18 protein-coding genes are annotated in these 20,786 nt (G+C 67.6%); 3 read left to right on the top strand and 15 right to left on the bottom strand.

What is annotated here, in order from left to right; genetic code table 11:
- The first annotated feature begins 116 nt into the window (after positions 1 to 116).
- Entirely contained in the window at positions 117 to 3,755 is a 3,639-nt protein-coding gene (locus ACFU5G_RS01015) for a glycosyl hydrolase 115 family protein (RefSeq protein WP_377239849.1), read from the top strand.
- An 83-nt stretch (positions 3,756 to 3,838) separates the two neighbouring features.
- On the opposite strand, the gene ACFU5G_RS01010 is transcribed toward ACFU5G_RS01015, so the two are convergent.
- The 14 genes from ACFU5G_RS01010 to ACFU5G_RS00945 all read right to left on the bottom strand — a co-directional run bounded on the left by ACFU5G_RS01010 (position 3,839) and on the right by ACFU5G_RS00945 (position 18,307).
- Positions 3,839 to 5,824, bottom strand: coding sequence for a hypothetical protein (locus tag ACFU5G_RS01010; RefSeq protein WP_377239847.1), 1,986 nt, complete (start codon positions 5,822 to 5,824; stop codon positions 3,839 to 3,841).
- Positions 5,825 to 5,955: 131 nt separating this feature from the next.
- Complete coding sequence (locus ACFU5G_RS01005) at positions 5,956 to 7,023, bottom strand: LacI family DNA-binding transcriptional regulator (protein WP_377239846.1); 1,068 nt, start codon at positions 7,021 to 7,023, stop codon at positions 5,956 to 5,958.
- A gap of 480 nt (positions 7,024 to 7,503) precedes the next feature.
- Positions 7,504 to 8,529, bottom strand: a complete 1,026-nt coding sequence (locus ACFU5G_RS01000; RefSeq protein ID WP_377239844.1) for an ATP-dependent DNA ligase — start codon at positions 8,527 to 8,529, stop codon at positions 7,504 to 7,506.
- A gap of 74 nt (positions 8,530 to 8,603) precedes the next feature.
- Positions 8,604 to 9,437 (bottom strand): hypothetical protein, encoded by an 834-nt coding sequence (locus ACFU5G_RS00995; RefSeq protein WP_377239842.1) that lies wholly within the window; start codon positions 9,435 to 9,437, stop codon positions 8,604 to 8,606.
- 210 nt (positions 9,438 to 9,647) lie between these two features.
- Positions 9,648 to 10,019, bottom strand: a complete 372-nt coding sequence (locus ACFU5G_RS00990) for an aldo/keto reductase (RefSeq protein WP_377239840.1) — start codon at positions 10,017 to 10,019, stop codon at positions 9,648 to 9,650.
- Positions 9,938 to 10,441, bottom strand: a complete 504-nt coding sequence (locus tag ACFU5G_RS00985; protein WP_377239838.1) for an aldo/keto reductase — start codon at positions 10,439 to 10,441, stop codon at positions 9,938 to 9,940. Before ACFU5G_RS00985 ends, ACFU5G_RS00990 begins: the two co-directional genes overlap by 82 nt.
- A complete protein-coding gene (gene tmk, locus ACFU5G_RS00980) occupies positions 10,438 to 11,079 on the bottom strand; it encodes a dTMP kinase (RefSeq protein WP_377239835.1) in 642 nt (213 codons plus the stop codon). The genes ACFU5G_RS00985 and tmk (ACFU5G_RS00980) overlap by 4 nt, the downstream gene beginning before the upstream one ends.
- A complete protein-coding gene (locus ACFU5G_RS00975; RefSeq protein ID WP_377239833.1) occupies positions 11,076 to 11,696 on the bottom strand; it encodes an exonuclease domain-containing protein in 621 nt (206 codons plus the stop codon). Before ACFU5G_RS00975 ends, tmk (ACFU5G_RS00980) begins: the two co-directional genes overlap by 4 nt.
- Positions 11,693 to 12,853, bottom strand: a complete 1,161-nt coding sequence (locus ACFU5G_RS00970) for a hypothetical protein (RefSeq protein ID WP_377239831.1) — start codon at positions 12,851 to 12,853, stop codon at positions 11,693 to 11,695. The genes ACFU5G_RS00975 and ACFU5G_RS00970 overlap by 4 nt, the downstream gene beginning before the upstream one ends.
- Positions 12,854 to 13,150: 297 nt before the next feature.
- Complete coding sequence (locus tag ACFU5G_RS00965; protein WP_377239829.1) at positions 13,151 to 14,293, bottom strand: lanthionine synthetase LanC family protein; 1,143 nt, start codon at positions 14,291 to 14,293, stop codon at positions 13,151 to 13,153.
- Positions 14,294 to 14,726: 433 nt separating this feature from the next.
- Positions 14,727 to 15,527 (bottom strand): HAD family hydrolase, encoded by an 801-nt coding sequence (locus ACFU5G_RS00960; RefSeq protein WP_377239827.1) that lies wholly within the window; start codon positions 15,525 to 15,527, stop codon positions 14,727 to 14,729.
- Between the two features lie 29 nt (positions 15,528 to 15,556).
- Complete coding sequence (locus ACFU5G_RS00955; protein ID WP_377239825.1) at positions 15,557 to 15,853, bottom strand: hypothetical protein; 297 nt, start codon at positions 15,851 to 15,853, stop codon at positions 15,557 to 15,559.
- A gap of 229 nt (positions 15,854 to 16,082) precedes the next feature.
- On the bottom strand, positions 16,083 to 16,949 hold the full coding sequence (locus ACFU5G_RS00950; RefSeq protein WP_377239823.1) for a phosphotransferase enzyme family protein: 867 nt from the start codon (positions 16,947 to 16,949) through the stop codon (positions 16,083 to 16,085).
- Positions 16,950 to 16,954: 5 nt separating this feature from the next.
- A complete protein-coding gene (locus tag ACFU5G_RS00945) occupies positions 16,955 to 18,307 on the bottom strand; it encodes a hypothetical protein (protein ID WP_377239821.1) in 1,353 nt (450 codons plus the stop codon).
- A 332-nt stretch (positions 18,308 to 18,639) separates the two neighbouring features.
- Between ACFU5G_RS00945 and tmk (ACFU5G_RS00940) the strand changes: the two genes are divergently transcribed.
- A complete protein-coding gene (gene tmk / locus ACFU5G_RS00940) occupies positions 18,640 to 19,284 on the top strand; it encodes a dTMP kinase (RefSeq protein ID WP_377239819.1) in 645 nt (214 codons plus the stop codon).
- A gap of 468 nt (positions 19,285 to 19,752) precedes the next feature.
- Here the strand turns inward: tmk (ACFU5G_RS00940) and ACFU5G_RS00935 are convergent, their stop codons facing one another.
- Positions 19,753 to 19,998 carry a DUF2188 domain-containing protein gene (locus ACFU5G_RS00935; protein ID WP_377239817.1) on the bottom strand — a complete coding sequence of 82 codons (246 nt, stop codon included), beginning with the start codon at positions 19,996 to 19,998 and terminating at the stop codon, positions 19,753 to 19,755.
- A 202-nt stretch (positions 19,999 to 20,200) separates the two neighbouring features.
- On the opposite strand from ACFU5G_RS00935, the gene ACFU5G_RS00930 reads away from it, so the two are divergent.
- Positions 20,201 to 20,770: a hypothetical protein gene (locus tag ACFU5G_RS00930; RefSeq protein ID WP_377239815.1), complete on the top strand. Its 570-nt coding sequence runs from the start codon at positions 20,201 to 20,203 to the stop codon at positions 20,768 to 20,770.
- Positions 20,771 to 20,786: the final 16 nt, after the last annotated feature.

Genomic DNA, 20,786 nt, shown 5'->3' with positions numbered 1-20,786 from the left:
GGGAATCCGCAGCAGGCCCTCCGAACAGGCCGCCCGGCCATAGGCGGGGCGACACGACACGACTGGATAACGGTTCCACAGTGATACGGGGCGGCGAACACACCAATGGAGGCGCCATGAGCAGGGGTTATGTCCAGGACGAGCGCGCGGGTGGGGTCGTCGTCTCCGAGTCCGGCGGACAGGTCCGGGTCGCCGTCTCAGCGAGTGAGGCTGCTGCGGTACAGCGTGCCGTCAAGAACCTCGCCGGAGACCTGCACGCCATCACCGGATCTGCCGTCGCGATCGCCCACGGCGCCTCCGCAGACGTCGGGGCGAACGTAGTCGTCGGAACCATCGGCGCGTCCCCTCTCATCGACGCCGCTGTCGCTGCCGGCATCCTCGACCTGTCCGGCCTGCGCGACGAAGACGGGCGACTGCGCTGGGAGGGGTTCGCCATCACCGCGGTCGGCGAGACCGTCTACGTCGCCGGCGCCGACCAGCGCGGCACCGTGTTCGGCGTGTACGACCTGTGCGAGGCAATCGGCGTGTCTCCGTGGGCCTGGTGGGGCGACGTCCCGGTCCGGCGACGTCCGCACGTCACCGTCACCCGCGGGACGACGTACTGCGACTGGCCGGGCGTGCGCTACCGCGGCATCTTCCTCAACGACGAGGAGGAGCTCGAGGCATGGGCCCGCGCCCACCTCGGCGAAGACACGATCGGACCCGCGACTTACGAGCGCGTGCTCGAACTGCTGCTGCGCCTCAAGGGCAACTACCTGTGGCCGGCGATGCACGTCAGCGCCTTCAACGACGACCCCGCCAACGGACGGCTCGCGCACGAGATGGGCGTGATCGTCGGCACGAGCCACTGCGACATGCTCCTGCGCAGCAACGAGCACGAATGGCGCCCCTGGTCGGCACGCCAGTCCGAGGACGTGCAGTACGACTACTCGATCCCGGGCCGCAACCGCGAGCTGGTCCAGGAGTACTGGCGCGGCAGCATCCACCAGAACCGCGACTACGAGGTCACCTGGACCGTCGGGATGCGCGGGATCCACGACTACGGGTTCCGCACGTCCGTGATCGACGCCGACGAGCACATGTCCGACGCCGAGAAGGACCGGGCGCGGGTCGCCCTGCTCGGCACGGTGATCGCCGACCAGCGAGGCCTGCTCGCAAGCGAGCTCGGCGCACCGGCCGAGACCGTGCCCCAGATCTTCATCCCGTACAAGGAGGTCCTGCCCCTGTACGACGCGGGACTAGATGTCCCGGACGACGTCACCATCGTGTGGGCGAACGACAACTTCGGCTACGTCCGGCGCTTCCCCTCCGGCGAAGAGCTGCACCGCTCCGGCGGGCACGGCCTGTACTACCACTCCTCGTACTGGTCCATGCCGCCACGGTCCTACCTCGCCACCTCGTCCACGCCCCTGGCCCTGATGCGTCAGGAGCTCACTAAGTCCTGGGAGCGCGGCATCCGGCGACTGTGGGTCAACAACGTCGGCGGGCTCAAGCCCCTGGAGGTGGAGACCGAGTACTTCCTGCGCTGCGCCTGGGAGGCCGGGAAGGAGACCACGACCGGCGACGTGGTCGGGTTCGTCGAGCAGTGGGTCGACAAGACCTTCACCGGCGGGCACGGCAAGCAGGTCGGGCCGCTGTACGCGGCCTACTACCAGCTCAACAACCAGCGCAAGCTCGAGCACCTCGACGCAGGCGCCTTCGCGCAGACCAGCTACGGGGACGAGGCCGGCAGGCGGCTGGCGGCGCTGCGCGGCCTGTACGAGGAGGCAAACGAGATCCACGCGTCCCTCCCGGCCGACGAGCAGGACGCGTTCTTTCAGCTGATCGCCGTGAAGATCCACCTCGCCTACCTCGTGTCAGGGCAGTTCCTGCATGCCGACCGCAGCACCCTCGCCCACCAGCAGGGCAAAGCGGCCGCCGCCGACCGCCACCTGGACCGCTCCAGAGAGTACGAAGCCCACAAGCGAGCCCTCCTGCACTTCTACGACACGACGATGTCCGGTGGTCGCTGGCGCCACATCTTCACGCCCGAGAGCTTCCCGCCACCCGCGATGGCCCTCCACCCGGCCGCACGCCCCGCGCTAAGGATCGGCTCCGCACCAGGTCTGGGCGTCCTCACCTACGACGACGGACCCCTCCCGCGGGACCGGCCGCGGCTGCGGTTCGCCCCCTACGGCACGACCTCCCGGTGGATCGAGGTCTTCACCACCGGCAGCCCCACCCGGTTCACCATCGACGCCGACCCCTGGATCGAGCTCGGCGTCGCCTCCGGCACGGTCGACACGGAGCAGCGCATCGAGGTCCGCGTGCCGGAACTGCACACCAGTGCCGGACGCCACGGCACCATCACCGTCACCGACCCCGACTCGGGCACGATCATCAAGATCAGCGTCGACGTCGCCCCCGTCCGTCCCGTCGACCCGCAGTTCGTCGGTGCCGTCGAGTCTGACGGGTACGTCTGTCTCGACCCGGCGCAGCCGGACAGGCGCCGCCCGGGTTCCTCATCCTCCTGGGACGACGTGCCTCACCTCGGGCGCTACGGCAACGCCCTCACCGTCGCGAGACGCACGGGCCCGGCACCAGACGCGCCGAACTCCGAGGACGCCGTGCTCGAGTACGACATCGTCCTCGCCACCGCGGGGGCGCACCTGGCCGAGCTCCACCGTCTCCCGACGCTCGACTCGACCGGCCGCATCCGCCTCGGCCTCAGCATCGACGACATGCCGCCGGTCGTGGTCGAGTCACCCACCACGGACGAGTACCGCGGGGCCTGGACGTCCGCCGTGCTCGACAACGTCGAACGACTCCTAGTGCGGCTGCCCTACCTCCCGGCCGGGCGGCACACCCTGCGGCTGCACGCCATGGACCGCGACATGGCCCTGTCCAAGATCGTCGTCTACACCCGCACCCGACAGGAGACGAACCTCGGTCCAGGGTTCAGCCACCACACCTCACGCCCACAGCCCGCCATCGCCGACCCGGGCGTCACTGTGGACAGCGACGACCGCCTGATCGCCACAACGCGCACGATCTACCGGACCGACCCGACCCGAGTCCCCCTGCCGCCCGTGGTGTACGCCGGTCCTGGGTTCTGGGACGGCGACACGACGTTCAAGCGAAACCTTGTTGAGACGCAGGGTCGCCTGGGCAAGCCCCGCCTATGGACGATGGCGGACGGCTCCAAGGACGTCGTCGCCCGTCTCGGAACGGGGGCGATCAAGGAGGTCGACGGTGTCCTCGCCCTCGAGACCGAGGACGCACTGACCCAGGACGAGCGCGCGTGGATGACGCCCAGCCTTGACCCCGTCCCCGTGGCCTGGACCCACACCCAGTCCGAGACGGACGCCGGAACCGGCCTGGCGATGCACGTCGCCGAACGCGGCGGTCGATGGGACGACCCGACCACGGCGCCGGGTCTGCACTACGCGCTCCAGGTCACCCGCCCCGGCATCTACCGTGCCTGGCTCCTGGTGAAGTTCGACAGCACCGACGACGACTCATGCGTCCTCGCGATCGACGGGACGCCCCAGCCGATCGACCAGCAACACTCCGGCGGCGACCTCTACAGCTTCGGGACGCAGCAGATCTGGTTCTGGACCCTGCTGTCCGACGTTGTCCTGACCGAAGGCCACCACGTGCTGTCAATCCTGGCCCGCAAGTCAGGACTGCGCATCGACCGCATCTACCTGAGCACCGGCGACGAGCTCCCTCCCGCGGATGCCGCCTGGACCCCCAGTCCTCGCAACCACCTCTGAAGGACACCCATGACCAGCAGCAGAGCCCCCGAACACCTCGTGTTCGTCGGGGACCGCGAGAACGCCTCGCAGTGGCCTGCGAGCTAGAGCGCCCCCTCGGTGCGCAGCAACAGGGCGAGCGCCCAGTCCTGGTCGTTGGCCAGCGGGTCGGGGCCATGAGCGGGACGGCCGTCGACGCAGCTGGGCATGATGAAGGCGCTGGTCGCACCGCCGTCGGGCGTGAAGTCCACGAGGTTGGCGGCAAATATCGCGGCGGCAGCTGCCTGGTTCTCGTCGTCGCGCAGCGCGGCGGGCAGCTGCCGCAGCGCGATGGCGGAGAGCACGCTCCAGTAGTGCGGGAAGGTGTCGCCCCACTGCCGGTCGAGGCCGAACCAGTACCCGTCCCAGTGGCGTATGCCGATGTCCCGCAGCCGGACGTGCGGCTGCGGGCCGCCGAAGGCGCGCAGCCAGCGCAAGGACGTGCGCAGCGCGGTGAGCAGCACCGGGTCGGGCGCCAGCTCGTACGCCGTCGCGAGAAGACTGACCAGGGGCGCCACCATCGACTGCTCGTACGCGACCTCGTGCGACGGCAGGCCGGCGCCGCGACGCGCGAATCCGTGAGCGTGCTCGACCAGTGCCTTTCGCAGTGCGTCGGCACGATCGCTCTCACCCACGCCGTCGAGCGCGGAGGCCACCGCGACGATCACCTCCGGGTGCCCGATGGACAGGTGGTCCGCGACGCCGAGCTCGTAGCTCGCCTCGAGGAGGCGCGCTGCCTGTTCGAGATCCGCGTGAGCCTCGTAGAGCGCGTGCTGGGTCGCGAAGAAATGCGCCACCCAGGGGGTGTTGTACAGGCGCAGGGTGCCGTCGTCATGGCCACTGCCGCGCCGCACCGACCCGTCCGACCGCACGAGGTGCTCCCGGACGAACGTCGCGTAGCCGGCGAGCGCCTCGTCCAGCTCGTCACGATCGCCCCAGCCCCGCAGACGTGCCTGTTGCAGCAGCACGGCCATCCCGATGCGCTCGGCGCCATCCGCCCAGTCCGACCAGGCGTTCCGGGTCTGCCTCAGTCCGGTGCGCGTGTCCACCGGCACGAGGGCGAAGCGCCCTGTGCCCGCGCGCTCGGTCGGGCGGTGCTCGTCGAGGATCCGTCGAACCCGCGCCTCGACCAGCTCTCGGACCGGCGAGAGGGCCGCGACCGCCGTCCGGCTGCGCCGCCCGTCGCGCTCGAGCTCGATGTGGCGCACCCCGTGACCGACACCGCGCTCCCCCACCACGTCGGGGCTCTCGATGACGCGCGCACCCGGCGCGACGTCGATCGTCGGCAACGCTCCGCCCGCCGTCAGGGCGGGGATCGATGCCGGCGCAGCGGTGGCGGCGAGGAACTCGTCGCGCGAGTCGTACCAGCCGGTGCGCCAGGCCAGCGTGTAGCCCTCTCCGGGGCCGAGGTCGATCACCGGCTGGCCGCCGAACGCGCCCGGGTTGCGCGCGTGGTCGGTGGGATGCACCAGCAGATGTCCTCGGCTGTTCGACGAGATGTCCTTGTTGCGGGACTCCACCGAGTACGCCCATAACGCGCCCTCGGTCACGACCGTACCCAGCAGCGGAGGGGTCCCGGACATCGGCTCGGCCAGCACCCATGCCCACGAGCCGCCGGTGAAGAGGTGTGCGTGGCAGCTGCGCGCCAGGGCGCCCGCGGCGTCGTCGTACAGGTCCCGGACCGGGACGTTCAACGCGAGCGACGTCACCTGCAGCGGCGCGTCCCCGGCGTTCGTCCAGGTATAGGTCTCGGTGTAGTGGTCGCTGGTGACCCGCCGCTCGACGTCGAGACGCAGTGCCGGCAACGGTCGGTGCGTGACGACGACGCCGTCGGCCTCTCGGCGCACACTGCTCGGCGCCTGCCACCGTCCCGACCCGGCAGACGTGACGACGAACCCGCTTCCCCAGGCGTGCTCGGGGCCGTGCCACGGCTCCGAGGCCGAGTCCAGCAGGTAGCGCCGGTCGGCGTCGATGTCGTTGCCGAACGCCTCTGGGGCCCCGTCATCTCCCAGGATGACGTACCCGCCGCCGAAGTCGTGCCGCTTGTTCACAGGGGCCCTTTCGATCATCGTCGATACGAATCGACGATGATGCTATACCTAGGCCCTGGCCTGTTGGCAAGTGTGGTTTCCCCGAGCGAACTGGTCGGACGGCCGCCTCGAGGGCAGTCCCGTCCGAACGGCTACGAGGTCGGAGGCTCGATCACCGTGTGGACGACAGTGCTGGCACGCCGGGTCACCGGGCGCGGCCGCACGACGTGGGCCAGATCGCCTTGCCACTCCTCGTCGGCGAGCTGTTCGAACACCACCGCCATCGCGCTGCGCGACGTGTCGCGAGGTTCCGGCGACACGTTGGTGACAGGCACGCGAAAGCTCTCGGCGACGTTGTCCGTGCACTGCCCCACCAGGGAGACGTCACGGCCCACCTGCAGGCCACGAACCGTCGCCGCTTCCGCCACGATGCCGATCGCCTGGGGGGTTCGTGCGATGACGCCCAGCCGGCCACCGTCGTCTGCCTTGGCGAAGAGATCGCCAGGCAGGACGTCGAAGCGCATCGGGGCGGATCGAGTCGGGCGGACCACGTCGAGCGACAGGCCGCCTTGTGCCACGGTCTCGGCCACGCCGGCGTGGAACGCCGACACGAAGTGGAAGCCCTGCTCCTGCTGCTGGGTCACCTCGCTCACGAGAACGATGTTCCTGTGGCCCGTGTCGACGAGTTCGCGAGCGAGCAGCTCGCCCGCCTTCCGGGAGTCGAAGTCCACCCAGGCGAGCCCGTGGCTGTCGTCCGGCGTACCGATCAGCACGACCGGCAGCCCGAGACCGGCCGCTGTCTCCACGCGCGGATCACCACCACGGATGTCCATCAGCACGACCGCGTCGCAGATCGACCGCTTCGCCAGCCGGACCAGCCCGTCCGCGCCCTCGTCACCGGTCACCAGGACCACGTCGTAGTCCCGGCGCCGCGCTTCCTCGACCACCGTGTCGATGTACGGCACGGTGTCGGCGACGTCGGTCTGCTCCGACAGGCGCACCACCAGAGCGACGACGTTCGTACGCCGGCCCCGCAGTGCCCGCGCGCCGGCGTTCGGCTGGAACCGGAGCTGCCGCATAGCGTCCTCGACCCGGCGACGCGTCTCGGCCGAGATCGGCCGCTTGCCCGTCAGGACGTACGAGACCGTGCTCTGCGAGACGCCCGCGAGCGCCGCGACGTCCTTGCTGGTCGGCCGGCTGCGAGCCCGGTCCTTCGCCATGGCAGCGAGCCTAGCCGGTAGCGAGCGACAGGGTGCCGTGCGCACCTTGGTCGTTGAATCGACTCCCCAGCGGAGGCTGAGCCCACCTACCGCAGGCCACCGTACCGGCTTCTTCGTCCACGCGGCCGCTTTCACGTCTCCTTGCTCGCGGCGGCATGGGGAACCTCCGTTGATGTGTGGGCGGGTTCGCCACTCGCGCCGTCACAAGCGTGGTCAGCGGAGTATGGCACCGATGCCTCGTGCGGAGCTTGCCCCGCTCAAGGAGCATCGATTCGCTACCTCGCCGGGCGACCCCGATCAGTCGCCTGCCGCGAGCGCCTCAGTTACCCCTTGCAAGGCGGTGTGACGTGATGGTCGCGGCGCTGGTCGCTATCGGCTCCGAGGCTCTGAGCGGTTCGTCATCACGACCAATGTGACCGACCTCTCGGTCAGATCCACGATCGCTCCCCGTGCTGCTACGCGAAGAGCCGGTCGGTACTGTCAGGCGGGCGGCCCGTCGCGAGCATTCGGAGGTCGGACACTGCTGACTTCGGTGTCCGGGCGGACACGCACGAAACGCAGAAGATGGCGAAAGTTCTGCCCGTCCCATCCAACGTCAGCCCTGACCTCGACAACGACCGGCTCGACGAGAGTCAGGTCCACGACGTCGCTTCGCGCCGTGTTGAACCGTGAGAACGCCGTGCGCAGCACCTGAGCCGGCCACGGATGGTCGGCCCTCGGGGATTCGAGCCACGGCGCCAGGGCACGGCTCCCTGAAGTGGAAAGTGGCGCGGTCCGCCCGACGATCTTGAGGGTTCCGTCGATCGGCAGGCCCGCTACGACTTCCTGCGGGGAGGATCGTCGGCCGATCACTGCAGCGCAGATGACGTCGACGGTGTCGCGGTGTTTGACCTTCAGCCAGTCGCGTCGCCCTGTCGGGTACGGCTGTGTCCCGCCCTTGATGATGAGGCCTTCGATCCCAACGACCGGGTAGGTCTCGAACCATTCTGTCGCGACGTCGGGGTCGGCCGTGACCAGGGATAGGTTCAGTGGTGGTCTCCAGCCGGCGGCCAGCCGGTCCAGGAGCGCGCGCCGGTCGTCGAATGGCAGGTGTCGCAGGTCCCTGCTGTCGTGCGCGAGGATGTCGAACGCGACGTAGGAGGCAGGGTGACCGGCGGCATGGGCAGCCGCCGTACGGGGGCCTCGGCCCATCCGGGTCTGCAGCGCTCCGAAGTCCAGGTGCCCGGCCGTCCAGATGACCGCCTCGCCGTCGAGCACCGTTCCCGGTGGGAGCTGATCGTCGCAGGCCGCGGCGAGCTCGGGGAACGTCGCCGAGAGATCGGTGCCACGGCGGGACCACAGGCTCGTCCCGTGCAGATCGCGTGTGGCGACAACGCGGAAGCCGTCCCACTTCGGTTCGAACCTGCATCCTCCAGGCAGGGCTCCGGGGTACGGGATCCGGTCGACCGCACGAGCAAGAGCCACCTGAACGGGACCAGCCAGCCCGGAGGGCAGCGCCGCTGACATCCTCTAACGGTCACCCCGTACCGACGATGGCGCACACCGATGCGGACGAGCCGCCGGCCCGGGGGGGGCGATCGCTAGCACGGTAATTGGTCTCGGATGGCCTTTTCTGCGCACCGCCGGATGGGGACAGCAACTTCAGGAAACTCGCCACTCTCAACGTGGTGGAGGTACTTCGATGCGGCAGTCAGCGTGGCCACTGCTCCGGTGTAGGTGCCTAGCACGTCAGCAAATTCGGTCTGCACCCTGTCAGCGACCGTTGGTTGGAGGATCGCGGAGCACAGAAGATGTGCGGCGTCGTAGCCGGCGGGTGCCCATCCCCAGTTCTCCCAGTCCAGGATGACCAGCTCGGGTGCGGTGAGGTTGCCGAAGTGCAGGTCGCCGTGAGACATAGCCATCTCGACGCGATCGGGGTCGATCCTGACCCCGAACAAGGCCAGGAAGTAGTTCTGGAAGGAATCCTCGCGAGGGTCGGCTGCCACGCGTTTGGTCGTGTTGATGTGCCGCAGCGGCGCCAGAGCGCTGTGGACGGCGTGCCACCAGGAGTCCGGCAGGTCGACGTCGTGGTCGAGAACGAGTCCTGTGCCGATCGCCTGCTGGCTGACGTAGGTGAGCAGGTCGGCGCGCACGACCAAACCGTCGTCGGTCCAGACGACCGAACGTAGGTGGCGCGGCATCGGGATGCCGTCGAAGGGCTCGTCCGTCGCCGTGGCAATGCCGTCCCACATCGTGTCCGCCTCGGTCCATCGCGGCCGTTCCGTGGTGAGCCTGAGCCAGGCCGACCCGGACACGGGTGCGGCGATGGTGCGGTCGTAGAGCCCGTGCACGGCCACGCCCGCGATCGTCACGTCGAGGCGGTCGGCTGCCTCGGCGAGGTAGGTGGCGAGTTGGTCGCGGTGCTCGGTGGTCATATGCCTCTCCGTGCGGGCGTCGATAGCCTGCTGGGGTGTTGATCGAGCTGATCGAGCGGGTGGGAACGGCCACCGGGCTGGCAACTGATCGAAGCGTGTGTGCCGGCCGCGCGTAACACGGCCGCGTGTCGCCCGAATCCAGGAACAACCCCCTGGACATCGCGCCTAGACCTTGGAGCGCTCGCTCGCGGGACCGCTTCACGGCGTTGTTCATTCGCTCCTTCGAGTCACGGCGGCAAGGTTGCTGTGGAGGTGGTCGATCGAGGTAGTTCCGGGGATCGGCAGAACCGCAGGCGACTGGCTGAGGAGCCAGGTGATGGCCCCGGTTGCGCCGCCGCCGCGAGCGAGTGTTCCGGCGCCAAGCGGGGCGTAGGGCACGAACGCCAAACCTTGCTCGGTGCAGTAATCCAGGACGCCTCGGTCCCCCTCAAGCTGATTGAACTTGTTCTGCACAGCGGCGATCGGGGTGATCTCTCGGGCGGCCTCGACCTGGGCGGCGGTCACCTTGGAGATGCCGATGTGCCGGATCTTGCCCTCGTCCCGGAGTACGGCGAGCTCGCCGAGCTGATCAGCCAGCGGCACGAGAGGGTCGATGGGTGCAGGTAGTACAGGTCGATCCGGTCCAAGGCGAGGCGGCGTAGGCTCATCTCGACGCACTGGCGCAGGTACTCGGGTCGTCCGACGGGCGCCCACCGGTTGGGCCCCTGACGAGTCATGCCGCCCTTCGTCGCGATAGCAAGGCCGTTCGGGTAGGGGTGCAGGGCCTTGCAGATGATGCGTTCGCTGGTCTGGGGCCCGTAGGCGTCAGCTGTGTCGATATGGGTGACGCCGAGGTCGACCGCTTCGCGCAGGACAGCCTTCGCGGCGTCCATGTCAGTGGGATGGAACCAGTGGCCCGGGCCCGTGATCTGCATGGCGCCGTACCCGATCCGGCGTACGGGCATGTCCCCACCGATGCGGAACGTCCCGCCCAACTCGGCGGACGGCAGTGCGGTGCTGGTCATGACGCTGCCTGTAGGCCGTGCGCGAACTCCAGCACCGTCGCCGCCGCAAGCTCGGCTACAGAGGCCGCGTCCATCGTGGTCGTGTCGATGTGCTCGACCCGTGCGTTCGTCCGGGATAGCCGATCGGAGGCGTCGAGGAAATAGGCCACCTCGTTGGCGGTCGCATTTGGATGGTCCTGGTAGCGATTGTGCGCTCCGCGCTGGGTAAGACGGGTTCGGACGACGTCGGGTGAGCCCGTCAGCAGGATCGTCATGTCGGCTTCGAGGACCGGGGTGTTGATGGTGTCCAGGAATGCGACGTCGACGCCGTCGTGGCGTTGCATGGCCATTCCGGATGCGGTGTAGCGGTCGGTGACCACGTTCTGTCCTGCCGCTAGTCGGGGCGCGATCTCGGTGGTGGCCTGGTGGTAGCGGTCGGCGGCGTACAGGCAGGCCAGGGCATGGCCGGCGACGGTCTGGGTCAGCTCGCGCGCCAGGGTACCGACCGGTCCGGTAGAGGGCTGGGTGGTCTGATGGACGTCGTGGCCCGCTCCGCGCAGGTGCGCGCTCAGGTTGGTGCACAGGGTGGACTTGCCGACGCCGGACGGGCCGTCGACGGCGATCAGCAGGCCTGCATGGCGTGGGTTGAGGGCGGTCATAGGTCGAACAGCGTGGCGTCGGCGGGGGCCGCAGTCTGCCGCTGGGAGGACGAACCCATCGCGCCTTCTTGCTGCAGCACTGCGAGGGTTGTACCCGGCGTGAGCTTGGCGAGCTGCACGAACAGCCGCGCGGTGACGGTCGCGTCGTAGTCGGCCCGGTGCGCTCGCATACCGGGAGGCAGCCCGTCGGCAAGGTGGCGATGCTCTACCAGCGCGCCCAGACCATAAGAAGGCAGGTCAAAGGCGCGCCGTGCCAGCTTCAGCGTGTCGAGCGCGAGCGACGGCTCCCAGCCGGGCAGTGATCGACGCAAGACATCGATGTCGACGTGCACCCCGTGCCCTACCGGAATCGCGCTCCCCAGTGCTGCTCGGATCTCCCCTGCCACCTCGCCGACAGCGGGCGCCTGGGCGACGTCGTCGTTGCTGATGCCGTGGACCTTGCGAGCTTGCCAGGAGATCGGTGTCGGTGGGCGAAGCAGCCACGTCTGGGCTTCCTCGACCTGCCCCCCACGGACCGGCACTACGGCCACCTCGACGAGCTCGGGTGGCCGTGCGCCGTTGCCTTCGACGTCGACCACGACGTAGTCGGCCTCGTCCCAGACCATGCTTGTACTCATGCGGGCGTCTCCTCGCTCGGAACCCACCCGATGTCCGCGCGCCCGTGCAGGCGAAGCTTGTGCGGGTGGCGCGTGTCGTGGAACTGGAACCCGAGGCCGTGCTGGAGGAAGTACCGCGGCGATTCGTCCAGGCCAGCGACCAGCACCGCGCGTTCGGTGATGTCTACGATCTCGACATCCTTCCTGCCCGGTAGCCGGCGCGCGAGGTCTCGGACAGCGTCCTCCGTTGGGACCTTGTGGTGCTGTGCGCACAGGGCCAGCTGCTTGACCGGGCAGATGTCGCACAGTTCCCGCACGCCATAGTGGCCGTTGTAGTCCGGCACGTCGTGGGCGAACGAGACCGAGCAGCTGGTCTTGCGGAAGAGCGGCCCGCCGGCGCCGTTCGCGAACGCTTCCAGGACCCGACGTTCCAAGGTCTCGGGGACGATCTTGCGACGCGCGGTGTCCTCGTACGGTTCCGGGATCTTGTTGGCCTTGTAGTAGTCCGCGATCTCGTCCCGGTAGAACAGTCCGGTGAACACGGTGCCGTGTGCGTGGTGGGACAGCTCGACGGCTTTGTCCATGTGCTGGGGCGTGTCATTCAGGCCGGGCACCAACGGTCGCCAGTACAGGATCACGCGGTATCGGTCGGCGTGCGCGTAGAGGATCTTGAGCGACTTCTCCGCGATCTCGCTGTTTACCGGCTCGATCCGCTTGTCGCTGATCCCGGAGTAGGTCACCAGGATTGTGACCCGGATGTTGGTCAGCCGGTTGAGTCGATCGCAGTCGTCTGGATCGACGCGGTACCGGGTGATCACCAGGACGTGGTTGGTCAGGCCTCGGGAGTCCAGGTCCTCCAGGACCGCGAACAGGTGCTCCTTGACCCTCGGCAAGAACGGATCGGTCGCCCGGTTGAAAATCTGGACTGGCGTGTGATGCGCCTGGAAGTAGGGGTGCTCGACCAGTTGGCGTACCGCCTCGTAGTCGGGCATCAGGGCCCGAGGCTGGTTCATCTCCCACACGCCGTAGGTGTGACGGATGCAGTACGCACAGTCCAGGGGACAGCCTTGGATGTGGTTGAGCGACAGCCCGGACTTGCGGTAGTCCACGACGCTGCGCGCTGCCTCCGGCAACTGGGCGATCTGGTCAGGGGTGAGCAGCGGGACGGTGATCGGCACTAGAGCCTCCATGGGAGAGGTCAACGAGGTGCGAACTAGCCCCTTCTCGATCAGCAAGAGGACTGGTCAAATCCTGAAACGGCTCGTCCTCGTCGGGCAGGGCATTCTGGACGGCCGCATCCGGCAGTCTGAGGCAGGCAGGCGGGGTCTCGTTGTCGGCGGGGAGACACGCCGACCAAGGCCCAAGGCGGGTCTCAAGGCGATCCCGCGACTTGGTCGGGAAGTACAGAATCGTCGCCGGCCTGGAGGCGTCACCAACTTGCCATCTGCTGTCTGGCAAGTAGTAGACGGTGGCAGTCACTCGACCCATCCCGTCGCAAGAACCGCGTCCACGCCCGAGACAGGGGCTGCTCGGCTGCGAAGGGCTTGGAACACCAGACGTGTTCCAAACTTCCCGTACATGAATTCACGATCATCTGGTTCAGGCAGGGTTCTGCTCGTGCGTGATACCGCGTCAGCAGCCGCGCCGACGCGGTGGGTCAGCAAGGAAGCGCGAGCGTTGAGCGGCGCGAAGTCCTCGGCGTCGCGTGCCGCGCGGAGCACCGTCAGGTACATGCCGCCAGTTCCGGCGTACAGGTCCGGCTCGGTGAGAGAGTCGAGCTGGGAACGGGTCAAGCAGGACGCGATGGCTCCTTCGGCCGCCCGGCGGCCAAGCGGATCTCCGAGAGCGATGGCAGCCATCTGCAGTGCCCTGCCGATGCCAGGAGTGCCGTGCGCCCAGGTAGGTGTCGGCGGGTGCTGCTGAGTACGTCCGGTCCGCAGTTCCTCCAGGGTCAACCGATGGGGCCACCACACCACCCCTCCCCTGGCATGCTGCCGCCACCGGACGTACCAGCCCGTGATCTGCCGAATCGCTGCGTCTTGGCCAGGCACCGTGCACCTTGCCTGGCTTGCAGCAGCTAGTAGAGAGAGAATTCCGGCGCCGCCAAGCGCCACACCGAAGTCTGCATACCCCCAGGCTGCGTCCGCCCGTCGTTTGCCGGGCACGGGCACAGACGTTCCGCGCCGGGGCTTGCTCCACCAACCTGGCACGAGGACGTCGTCCAGGACGCGGTCTCGCGTGCGGTGCACGAGGTACGTCAGGACGCGCGACAGCATCTCGTTCAAGGCTTCAGCATGCTGTCCGCCGAGTTCCCCACGCGCATGCACGGTGCGGCGCAACAACACGAGCGCCAGTCCCGTCAGCCCAGTCATGAGATCGAACTCGTCACTGCTCGCTGCATCCCCGTTGCGAGAGCGGGCCGCAGCGTCGAAGAGCCGGCGGCCGGTCAGCGCAATCAGCAGCTCGTCCAGCTCGGTGAGCTGTCGAGCCCAGCGCATCCGTCCCGCGGCACCGGTCGAGTCCATGACGAACGTAAGCGCCGGCACTCCGCGAAAGAGGCTTGCTCGTGCCGAGTCGTCCAGCGGCACGGACGTCACGGCAAGTAGCGAGTCGATCACCTCGTCCCAGGATCCCTGGCTCGTCAGGGCCAGCTCGACCGCCAGGAGGGTTCGGGCAAGTTCTCCGTCCGCTAGAGACTGCGGGTCGGTCGAAGGCAGCGCGTTTGGACTTTGCGGGCATGGAGGGTGCGTGCCCATAGGGGTATCTCCAGGATGTCGTGGCCCGGTCGGTGACGATTTTCCGGCACGTCACCGACCAGGTGTTGAGGGGGCGGTACCACCGACATGCGGTGAGCACGGCAGGTTTGACAGAGGCGCGGCTAGTGGGCCGTCTTGATGGGGAGCGCGTCGCCTGTCCATACCTCACAGGTCCTTAGCCGCTGCTGTTCTGTGTCCAGGCGCGCCCGCGCCGCTACCGGGTAGGTGCGGGGGTGCAGGCGCTGAGCCAGCGCACGGATCTGGGCGACCAGCTCCGCTGGTGGCGCGATCTTGGTCACGATGCTGCCCCGCTGATCGCGGGCACCCCAAGGAGCTCGTGCAGGACGGCCACGGCACCGTTTTCTTCCAGGGTTCCGGTCACGTGATGTGCGGCACGGCGGACCTTGTCGGGCGCCTGGCCCATCGCGACGGACCTGGCCGCCCAGGCCAGAGCTGGCAGGTCGTTGACACCGTCGCCGACGAAAACGGTGTGCTCCGCGGCCACGCCCAGCTCGGCCCGCACCGCTTCCAGGGCAGTCGCCTTTGAGACTCCCGGAGGCGTGACGTCGAGCCAGTGCGGCCCGACGGCGTTCACCGTGACGCCGAGTGCGGCCACTGCGTCCCGTGCCAAGGTCGCGACGTCAGGACCGGCCAGGACCAGCCTTGGCGTCTGAACCCGGTGGAGCTCGCTCTCGCCGACCAGATACTGACGTCCGTTGAGTCGACCGGGGCTGAAGATTTCGGAGACGTGGTAACCCCACCCGACGTCCTCGGCGGCGACCTGGAGGTCTGCGCCCAGGTCTCTGGCCAACCGGAGTACGGGCCCGGCCGCCAGGGTGTGGCAGTGCTGGATCTGGTATCCGCCGGGCCAGGCTGCATCGAGGTTGGCGGTGATCGCACCGTTGGAGGCCGCAATTGTGGCGTCCTCCAGGCCGAGGGCCTGGGCGACGGGCAGAGCGCCGGCCAGCGACCTGCCTGTTGCCAGCACGATGTGATGGCCTGCCCTGGTGGTGGCGGTCATTACCTCAACCGTCTCGTCGGGCACGTTGATTCCGCCGTCGGGTACGAGGGTGCCATCGATGTCGAACGCGACCATGTGTCGGGGCGCGCGTCGTGTAAGCGTGGTCATCCCAAGGCCCCCACGAGCCGACGCAGCTCGGCCCGGACATGGACCTCGTACCCGTCGAAGTCCCCGCTCCAGTCCGTGGAGCCCGGCACGAGCATGCGGTGGTCCATCGCGAAACTGCAGCCAAGGAGCTTGGCGATCTGCTCACCCTCAGCGAGGTGGTTGGGATGGAGGCTGATCCGGCCGCAGTGCACCGCAACCGTCTCGATCCGCTCCTCCCCCACAGTCGCTACTACGTCAGCTGCGACGCGTAGCGCCCTCAGCAGTGAATCGGAGCCCTGTGTGGTTGTTCTCATGGGTCCTCCTCGCGCGACGCGCAGACCCGGTGGTCGGGAAAGCCGTCACGCTGTGGTCGACAGTGCGTTCACTATCGACCACAATCTCAAAGCCGCAGAAGGGTATTCAGACGAACTGAATCCGGCATTCTGCAACGCCGGACAGATGCACAACCGGCAATTCACGGATAATTGATGGCCGCTACGACGATGTAGCACTCGGGCACTCGACCTCTGACCTACTGACCGGTCATTCGATGGGTCGCCAGCTCCACGGGCGCGGGCCTCGGCGCCCTCGTAGGCTGTCTACTCGTGATTGCGCATCGTCCCGAAGCCCTGTTTGTTTTTGGGCGACGAAAGCTGCGTAGCAGGTTACGCGCAGTTCTCTGATATCTCGAAATAGTTCGAATCCGGACCATTGTGTGACGTCTCGTCCGTACTCGGCGCAGTACTCGGCGTAGATCTCTGCGCTCAGTGTGCCGAAGCTCGTCACCCGGCAAGCGGTGGAGGCCAGGTCCCATTCGGGTGGACCGACAGAGCACCGTTCGAGGTCCATCAAGGTGACGCCCTGTCCTTCGACCTCGACGACGTTTCCTGCCCACGCATCCCCATGGATGACCGCGTCGGGTAGCCCGGCGGACCGGCCGGTCCATTGTGTCTCGAGCTCATCGAGGTGCTCGAACAACCAGGTCCGGTCGGCGTCCGCAATCCAGCCCGCGTCGGTGATCCGTTCCCGCAGCCGGACGAACGGCGCGACCCGGTGTCCAAGGAGTTCGTCCGGCACCGGCAAGGCATGGAGCTGCTTGAGTGCACGAGCAACCTGCCGCGGGGTCCCCGCCTGATGCGGCGGTAGCTCACGCCAGAACGTCACCGGATGATCGGAGACAGTCACGGGTTGTACGACGTCGAGCGGGCGAACCGAGCGAACATTGTTGTCGTTGAGCCAGCGCCCCAGGAACACCTCGCGCGCAGCAGCCTGCCCTTGTCCCGGCTTGTTGATCCGCACCACTACTCGGCCAGGCAGCGAGTAGACCTGGTTCTCGCCATCGCGGAGCAGGTGCGCTCCCTGTGACGAGAGCCCGACCCGCGCGCACGCATCGTGGAGCAGACGATCCACGGGTCTCATGCAGCGCGACCGACAGCCGGCAGCGCGGACATCAGCGCGGGGATGCCGTCCTGTGTGGTGTGGCGTCGCGCTGGCGCTGCGATCTCCAGAGCGGTGCTGCGCAGCCGCTGTGAGCGGATTCCCGATGAATCTTGGATGGCTTCCCTGGCGATCTCTGTCGCTTGCACCGGGTCACCCGCATGCATGGTCAATGCCGCAAGCTTGAAACCGGAGAAAGCGCGCGATCTTATGTAGGTGTTCGGGTGCTCGGCAACTGCCGTGGCGAGGCGATTGGTCGCGTCGCCGACGCGCATGCCGTGAACGGCCAGTTCGTAGAGCGCATGGCCCGTATCGCCGGCGTGCTGAGCATGGTCGTAGTACGCCATCCACGGAAGGTCATTCGCTGGGTCAGCGTGGGAGAACGCGTCGTCAGCGTCGCCAATCGCGCGCATCGTCGCCTGCACGTCACCGAGCCGACCATGCGCGCGAGCGGCGGCTGTGTGCAGCATCGCCTTTTCGGTCGCCGTCAGACGATCGCTCTGGACCAGAGCAAGCTGCGAGTAGATCAGACCGGCGCCGACGTCGCCCACCCAGACTGCTTGGCGCGCACGCCACGAGAGCGCTTTGGCGTGCAGGTTCCAGTCCTCGCCATCTTCCGCGCAAGCCGTTGCGAAGGCAAGGATCCGCTCGGACAGCTGATGCTGATGCGTGTCGAACAGCAAGGACCCCGTCGCGATGCCGAGCTGCCCGACCGCCAACAGGAGGTCCCGCTTGAGCCGCGTCGGACACTTGGTCCTGAGCAGGTCGACGGCACGCGACATCTCGGCTGATACGGCCTGCCCGATCTCCTCCCCACCGTGGACGTGAGCCCACGACGTGAAGAACTCCCCAACAGACTTGAGCCGTGCGATGTCCGCTTCCGTGACGATCCGAGCCGGGGTGACAAGGTCGAGCTCACGCGCGAGCCCGTCCAACGACGCGCTCATGCCGGCGACCGTCAACGTCCGCAGGAAAGCGCGCCGGTCCACGGGGTCTGCCAGATCACCCGGAGTAGAAGGGTCGCCCGCCGACCCGAGTGAGATTCTCGGTGTGGCTGACTTGCCCCGGCGTGTGGGAAAAAAGCCCAGCTCTGCGTCCGACTCGACACCGAGTACGGCACGCAGGCCCTCGCGATACGTCGAACCTGGCCAGCGAGACTGCCCCTTCTCGTAGCGGCGCAGGGTGTCTACGTCGAGGTGACATTCCTTGCTGGTTGTCTTCCAGACGTACTGGTTGACGGCCGCCACCAGCTCAGCGCGCGTCATCGGTAGGCCGCTGCCCGACGGCGAGGGCGTCGACTCACGCCGACGACGCAGGTGGTCGTTCGACATCGGACACTCCTCTCGCGGCTCTCCGCCCTTCGCGGGCTCATGGGACATGTCGCACACCGGTGCGAAGCCAGAATAGAGACCTGAGACACACAATCTCGAGACCTGTGCCCAGATTGCCGGGAGGCAATCTGGACGTCACTCATTGCAGGGGCGATAACGGCAAGTCCGCAGAATGCCGGAGCCAGTTCGGCAGAATGCCCTCCCTGGCGGTGCCCGCCCTGGCCACAGTTGTCCACGCGCGTGACCGCACGGGGCGCGACATCAGCAGCGGTTCCAGGAGGCACGATGGTGGTTACGAATCGGCCACCCACAACAGGCGCACTGAGGCGGCCATGAGCACCAGTCCGGGCATCTTCATCGCAGTCGACGGCCCCAGCGGTGTCGGAAAGTCGACGCTCACCCGCGCACTCACGATCCGGCTCGCCGAAGACGGCCACAAGGTCCATAGGACCGCCGAGCCCTCAGAAGGACCGATCGGAGCGCTCGCGCGCGCAATGACCAACACAGCGGACGGCTTGACCCTCGCGTGCCTCTACACCGCCGACCGTCATCACCACCTCGCCCACGAGATCGAGCCCCGACTGGCCGCCGGCTCGATCGTGATTACCGACCGGTACGTCTCCTCCGGCCTGGTCATGCAACGCCTAGATGGCGTCGACGCCGTCTATCTCCGGACGCTCAACGAACCGGCCCGTGCCCCGGATCTCCTACTGGCGCTGACGGCCGACGACGCTGTGATTAGGCGGCGGTTGACCCGCCGCGGCACCCACAACCGCTACCAGGACCAGCACGCATCCAGTCGAGACGAGGCCGGCTACCACCATGAGGCCGCCAGCCACCTCGCCGCAGACGGTGCTCGTGTCCAGAACATCGACACGACACATCTGACTGTCGATGCAGTCGTCGCTCTCGCGCATCAGTACGTGCGCGACAGAATTGCAGCGGGAACCGTGCCCAAGCTCCACCGGTCAGCGTAAGAGTGGACCGCCCTTGGTCGCCGCGTCCTGACCAGAGGCGTCCAGGCGGCTGGCGATCAGGTCAGCGTGTCGAACAAACCACGCTCACACGGTGTAAACCGTGGAAGGTGCCCTGACCTGCACAGACACCCCTCGAAAGTACCCTCGTGGGCATCCCACGGGCATCCCACGGGCATTCGAGGTTCGTGCGCGGAATCATGGGGACAGAGTCGCACGCGGGTGCAGCACCTGCTAGCGACGCGACGGTCCGACTCGCAGGCCCGGGGGGGGCGCGTGAGCCCGTCCTCGTAGGCCCGGCGGGCAGCGGACTCACCCCGCTGCTGTGCCTCGCGTTCGTAGCGAGGCAGGTACTCCGGTATCTCCAGGCGGGGCGCCCTGAAGCCCTGACCACCTGGGGTGTCCTCGCCGGATGATCAGCCGGCAAGATTCCCCAGCACGTGCCTGCGACATTCTTGGTCCGTCGCCGGATCACTTCTTGTCGCGCGGCGGGTTCGGGTCGTTCCCCGGTGCGATGGTGTCAGAGTCGCGGATCTGGCCATCGCGACCGTGGATCCGGACCTCGCCGCCGCCAGCCTTCTTCACGATCTGCCGTGCGCGGTCGATGGCAGCTTTCTGCGTGTCAGCGTGTGCGCTAGCTCGCTTACCCCCGGGCGCGACGACGTCCCAGCCTCCGCCCTCGCTCGGTACGACATCTCGGTTGTTGTGGTTCCCCATGGTCATCTCCGATCCGGCAGGCCTTAATTCGTCTGTCGAGCGTCCGCCCGTACGCGCCGAGTCCGCCAGGAAAGTACGGAAACATCACCCAGAAGACGGTCTGTCTGCGCCAGCGGATGGATCGTGCTGCCGATCATCTGCCGATCAGGATCTCGGCGACTGGCCTTGGCAACGCGAGACCCGCTCACCTAGTTTCGTTGCCATGGTGCTGCACAGCGGGTCAAGCCTTCAGGTCACGATGCGTCCCGCAGAGTCGCCGGGCGAACCCGACGGATCCCGCACCCTGGTCCTGGAGATCGACGACCCCGGTGGGCTCGATGAAGGGCAGTTCCGGCAGGAACTGGTAGCCATGACTGGGCTCAGCGACGGAATCGTCCTGGAAGAACGCAGGACCACTTTCGAGTGGGGCGCATCTGCACAGTTCTACGAGATCGTAATGACCGTGGCTGACGTCGCCTGGGACGCCATCATCGCAGGCGCAGCTTGGGAGTTCGCAAAGAACTCGGCCAAGCGACTCCGTCGTCAACGGCACCACGACGAGACCTCGCCACCAACCGAACAGGACGTCCAGGAGCGCGGCAGGTATCGCGTCGCGGTGCGGTACGAGCTCGCCACCGACGACCTCGTAGTCATTGAGACAACGATCGGCACCACACCCGATGGGTATGAGTCGTCAGTCACGCTCACGGCACCCACCGGGGAGACATTCGTCGTCACGACGGCCACGACCGGTGCCGTGAGCATGACGAGGATCGAACGCACAGGTCGCTAAAGCCGGCTCGTGCCCG

The organism is Promicromonospora sp. NPDC057488 (genome assembly GCF_042802395.1).
Lineage (GTDB): Bacteria > Actinomycetota > Actinomycetes > Actinomycetales > Cellulomonadaceae > Promicromonospora.
Note: the sequence above shows the minus strand (reverse complement) of the source record. Positions and strands in the feature narration are given on the sequence as shown.

What these genes read in the sequence shown, in the direction of transcription:
- ACFU5G_RS01005 (WP_377239846.1), bottom strand. Translation starts at nt 7,023, where the DNA reads ATGGCGAAGGACCGGGCTCGCAGCCGGCCGACCAGCAAGGACGTCGCG.
- ACFU5G_RS00935 (WP_377239817.1), bottom strand. Translation starts at nt 19,998, where the DNA reads ATGGGGAACCACAACAACCGAGATGTCGTACCGAGCGAGGGCGGAGGC.
- ACFU5G_RS00995 (WP_377239842.1), bottom strand. Translation starts at nt 9,437, where the DNA reads ATGACCACCGAGCACCGCGACCAACTCGCCACCTACCTCGCCGAGGCA.
- ACFU5G_RS00975 (WP_377239833.1), bottom strand. Translation starts at nt 11,696, where the DNA reads ATGAGTACAAGCATGGTCTGGGACGAGGCCGACTACGTCGTGGTCGAC.
- ACFU5G_RS01015 (WP_377239849.1), top strand. Translation starts at nt 117, where the DNA reads ATGAGCAGGGGTTATGTCCAGGACGAGCGCGCGGGTGGGGTCGTCGTC.
- tmk (WP_377239835.1), bottom strand. Translation starts at nt 11,079, where the DNA reads ATGACCGCCCTCAACCCACGCCATGCAGGCCTGCTGATCGCCGTCGAC.
- ACFU5G_RS01000 (WP_377239844.1), bottom strand. Translation starts at nt 8,529, where the DNA reads ATGTCAGCGGCGCTGCCCTCCGGGCTGGCTGGTCCCGTTCAGGTGGCT.
- ACFU5G_RS00955 (WP_377239825.1), bottom strand. Translation starts at nt 15,853, where the DNA reads ATGAGAACAACCACACAGGGCTCCGATTCACTGCTGAGGGCGCTACGC.
- ACFU5G_RS00945 (WP_377239821.1), bottom strand. Translation starts at nt 18,307, where the DNA reads ATGTCGAACGACCACCTGCGTCGTCGGCGTGAGTCGACGCCCTCGCCG.
- tmk (WP_377239819.1), top strand. Translation starts at nt 18,640, where the DNA reads ATGAGCACCAGTCCGGGCATCTTCATCGCAGTCGACGGCCCCAGCGGT.
- ACFU5G_RS00930 (WP_377239815.1), top strand. Translation starts at nt 20,201, where the DNA reads ATGGTGCTGCACAGCGGGTCAAGCCTTCAGGTCACGATGCGTCCCGCA.
- ACFU5G_RS00985 (WP_377239838.1), bottom strand. Translation starts at nt 10,441, where the DNA reads ATGACCAGCACCGCACTGCCGTCCGCCGAGTTGGGCGGGACGTTCCGC.
- ACFU5G_RS00960 (WP_377239827.1), bottom strand. Translation starts at nt 15,527, where the DNA reads ATGGTCGCGTTCGACATCGATGGCACCCTCGTACCCGACGGCGGAATC.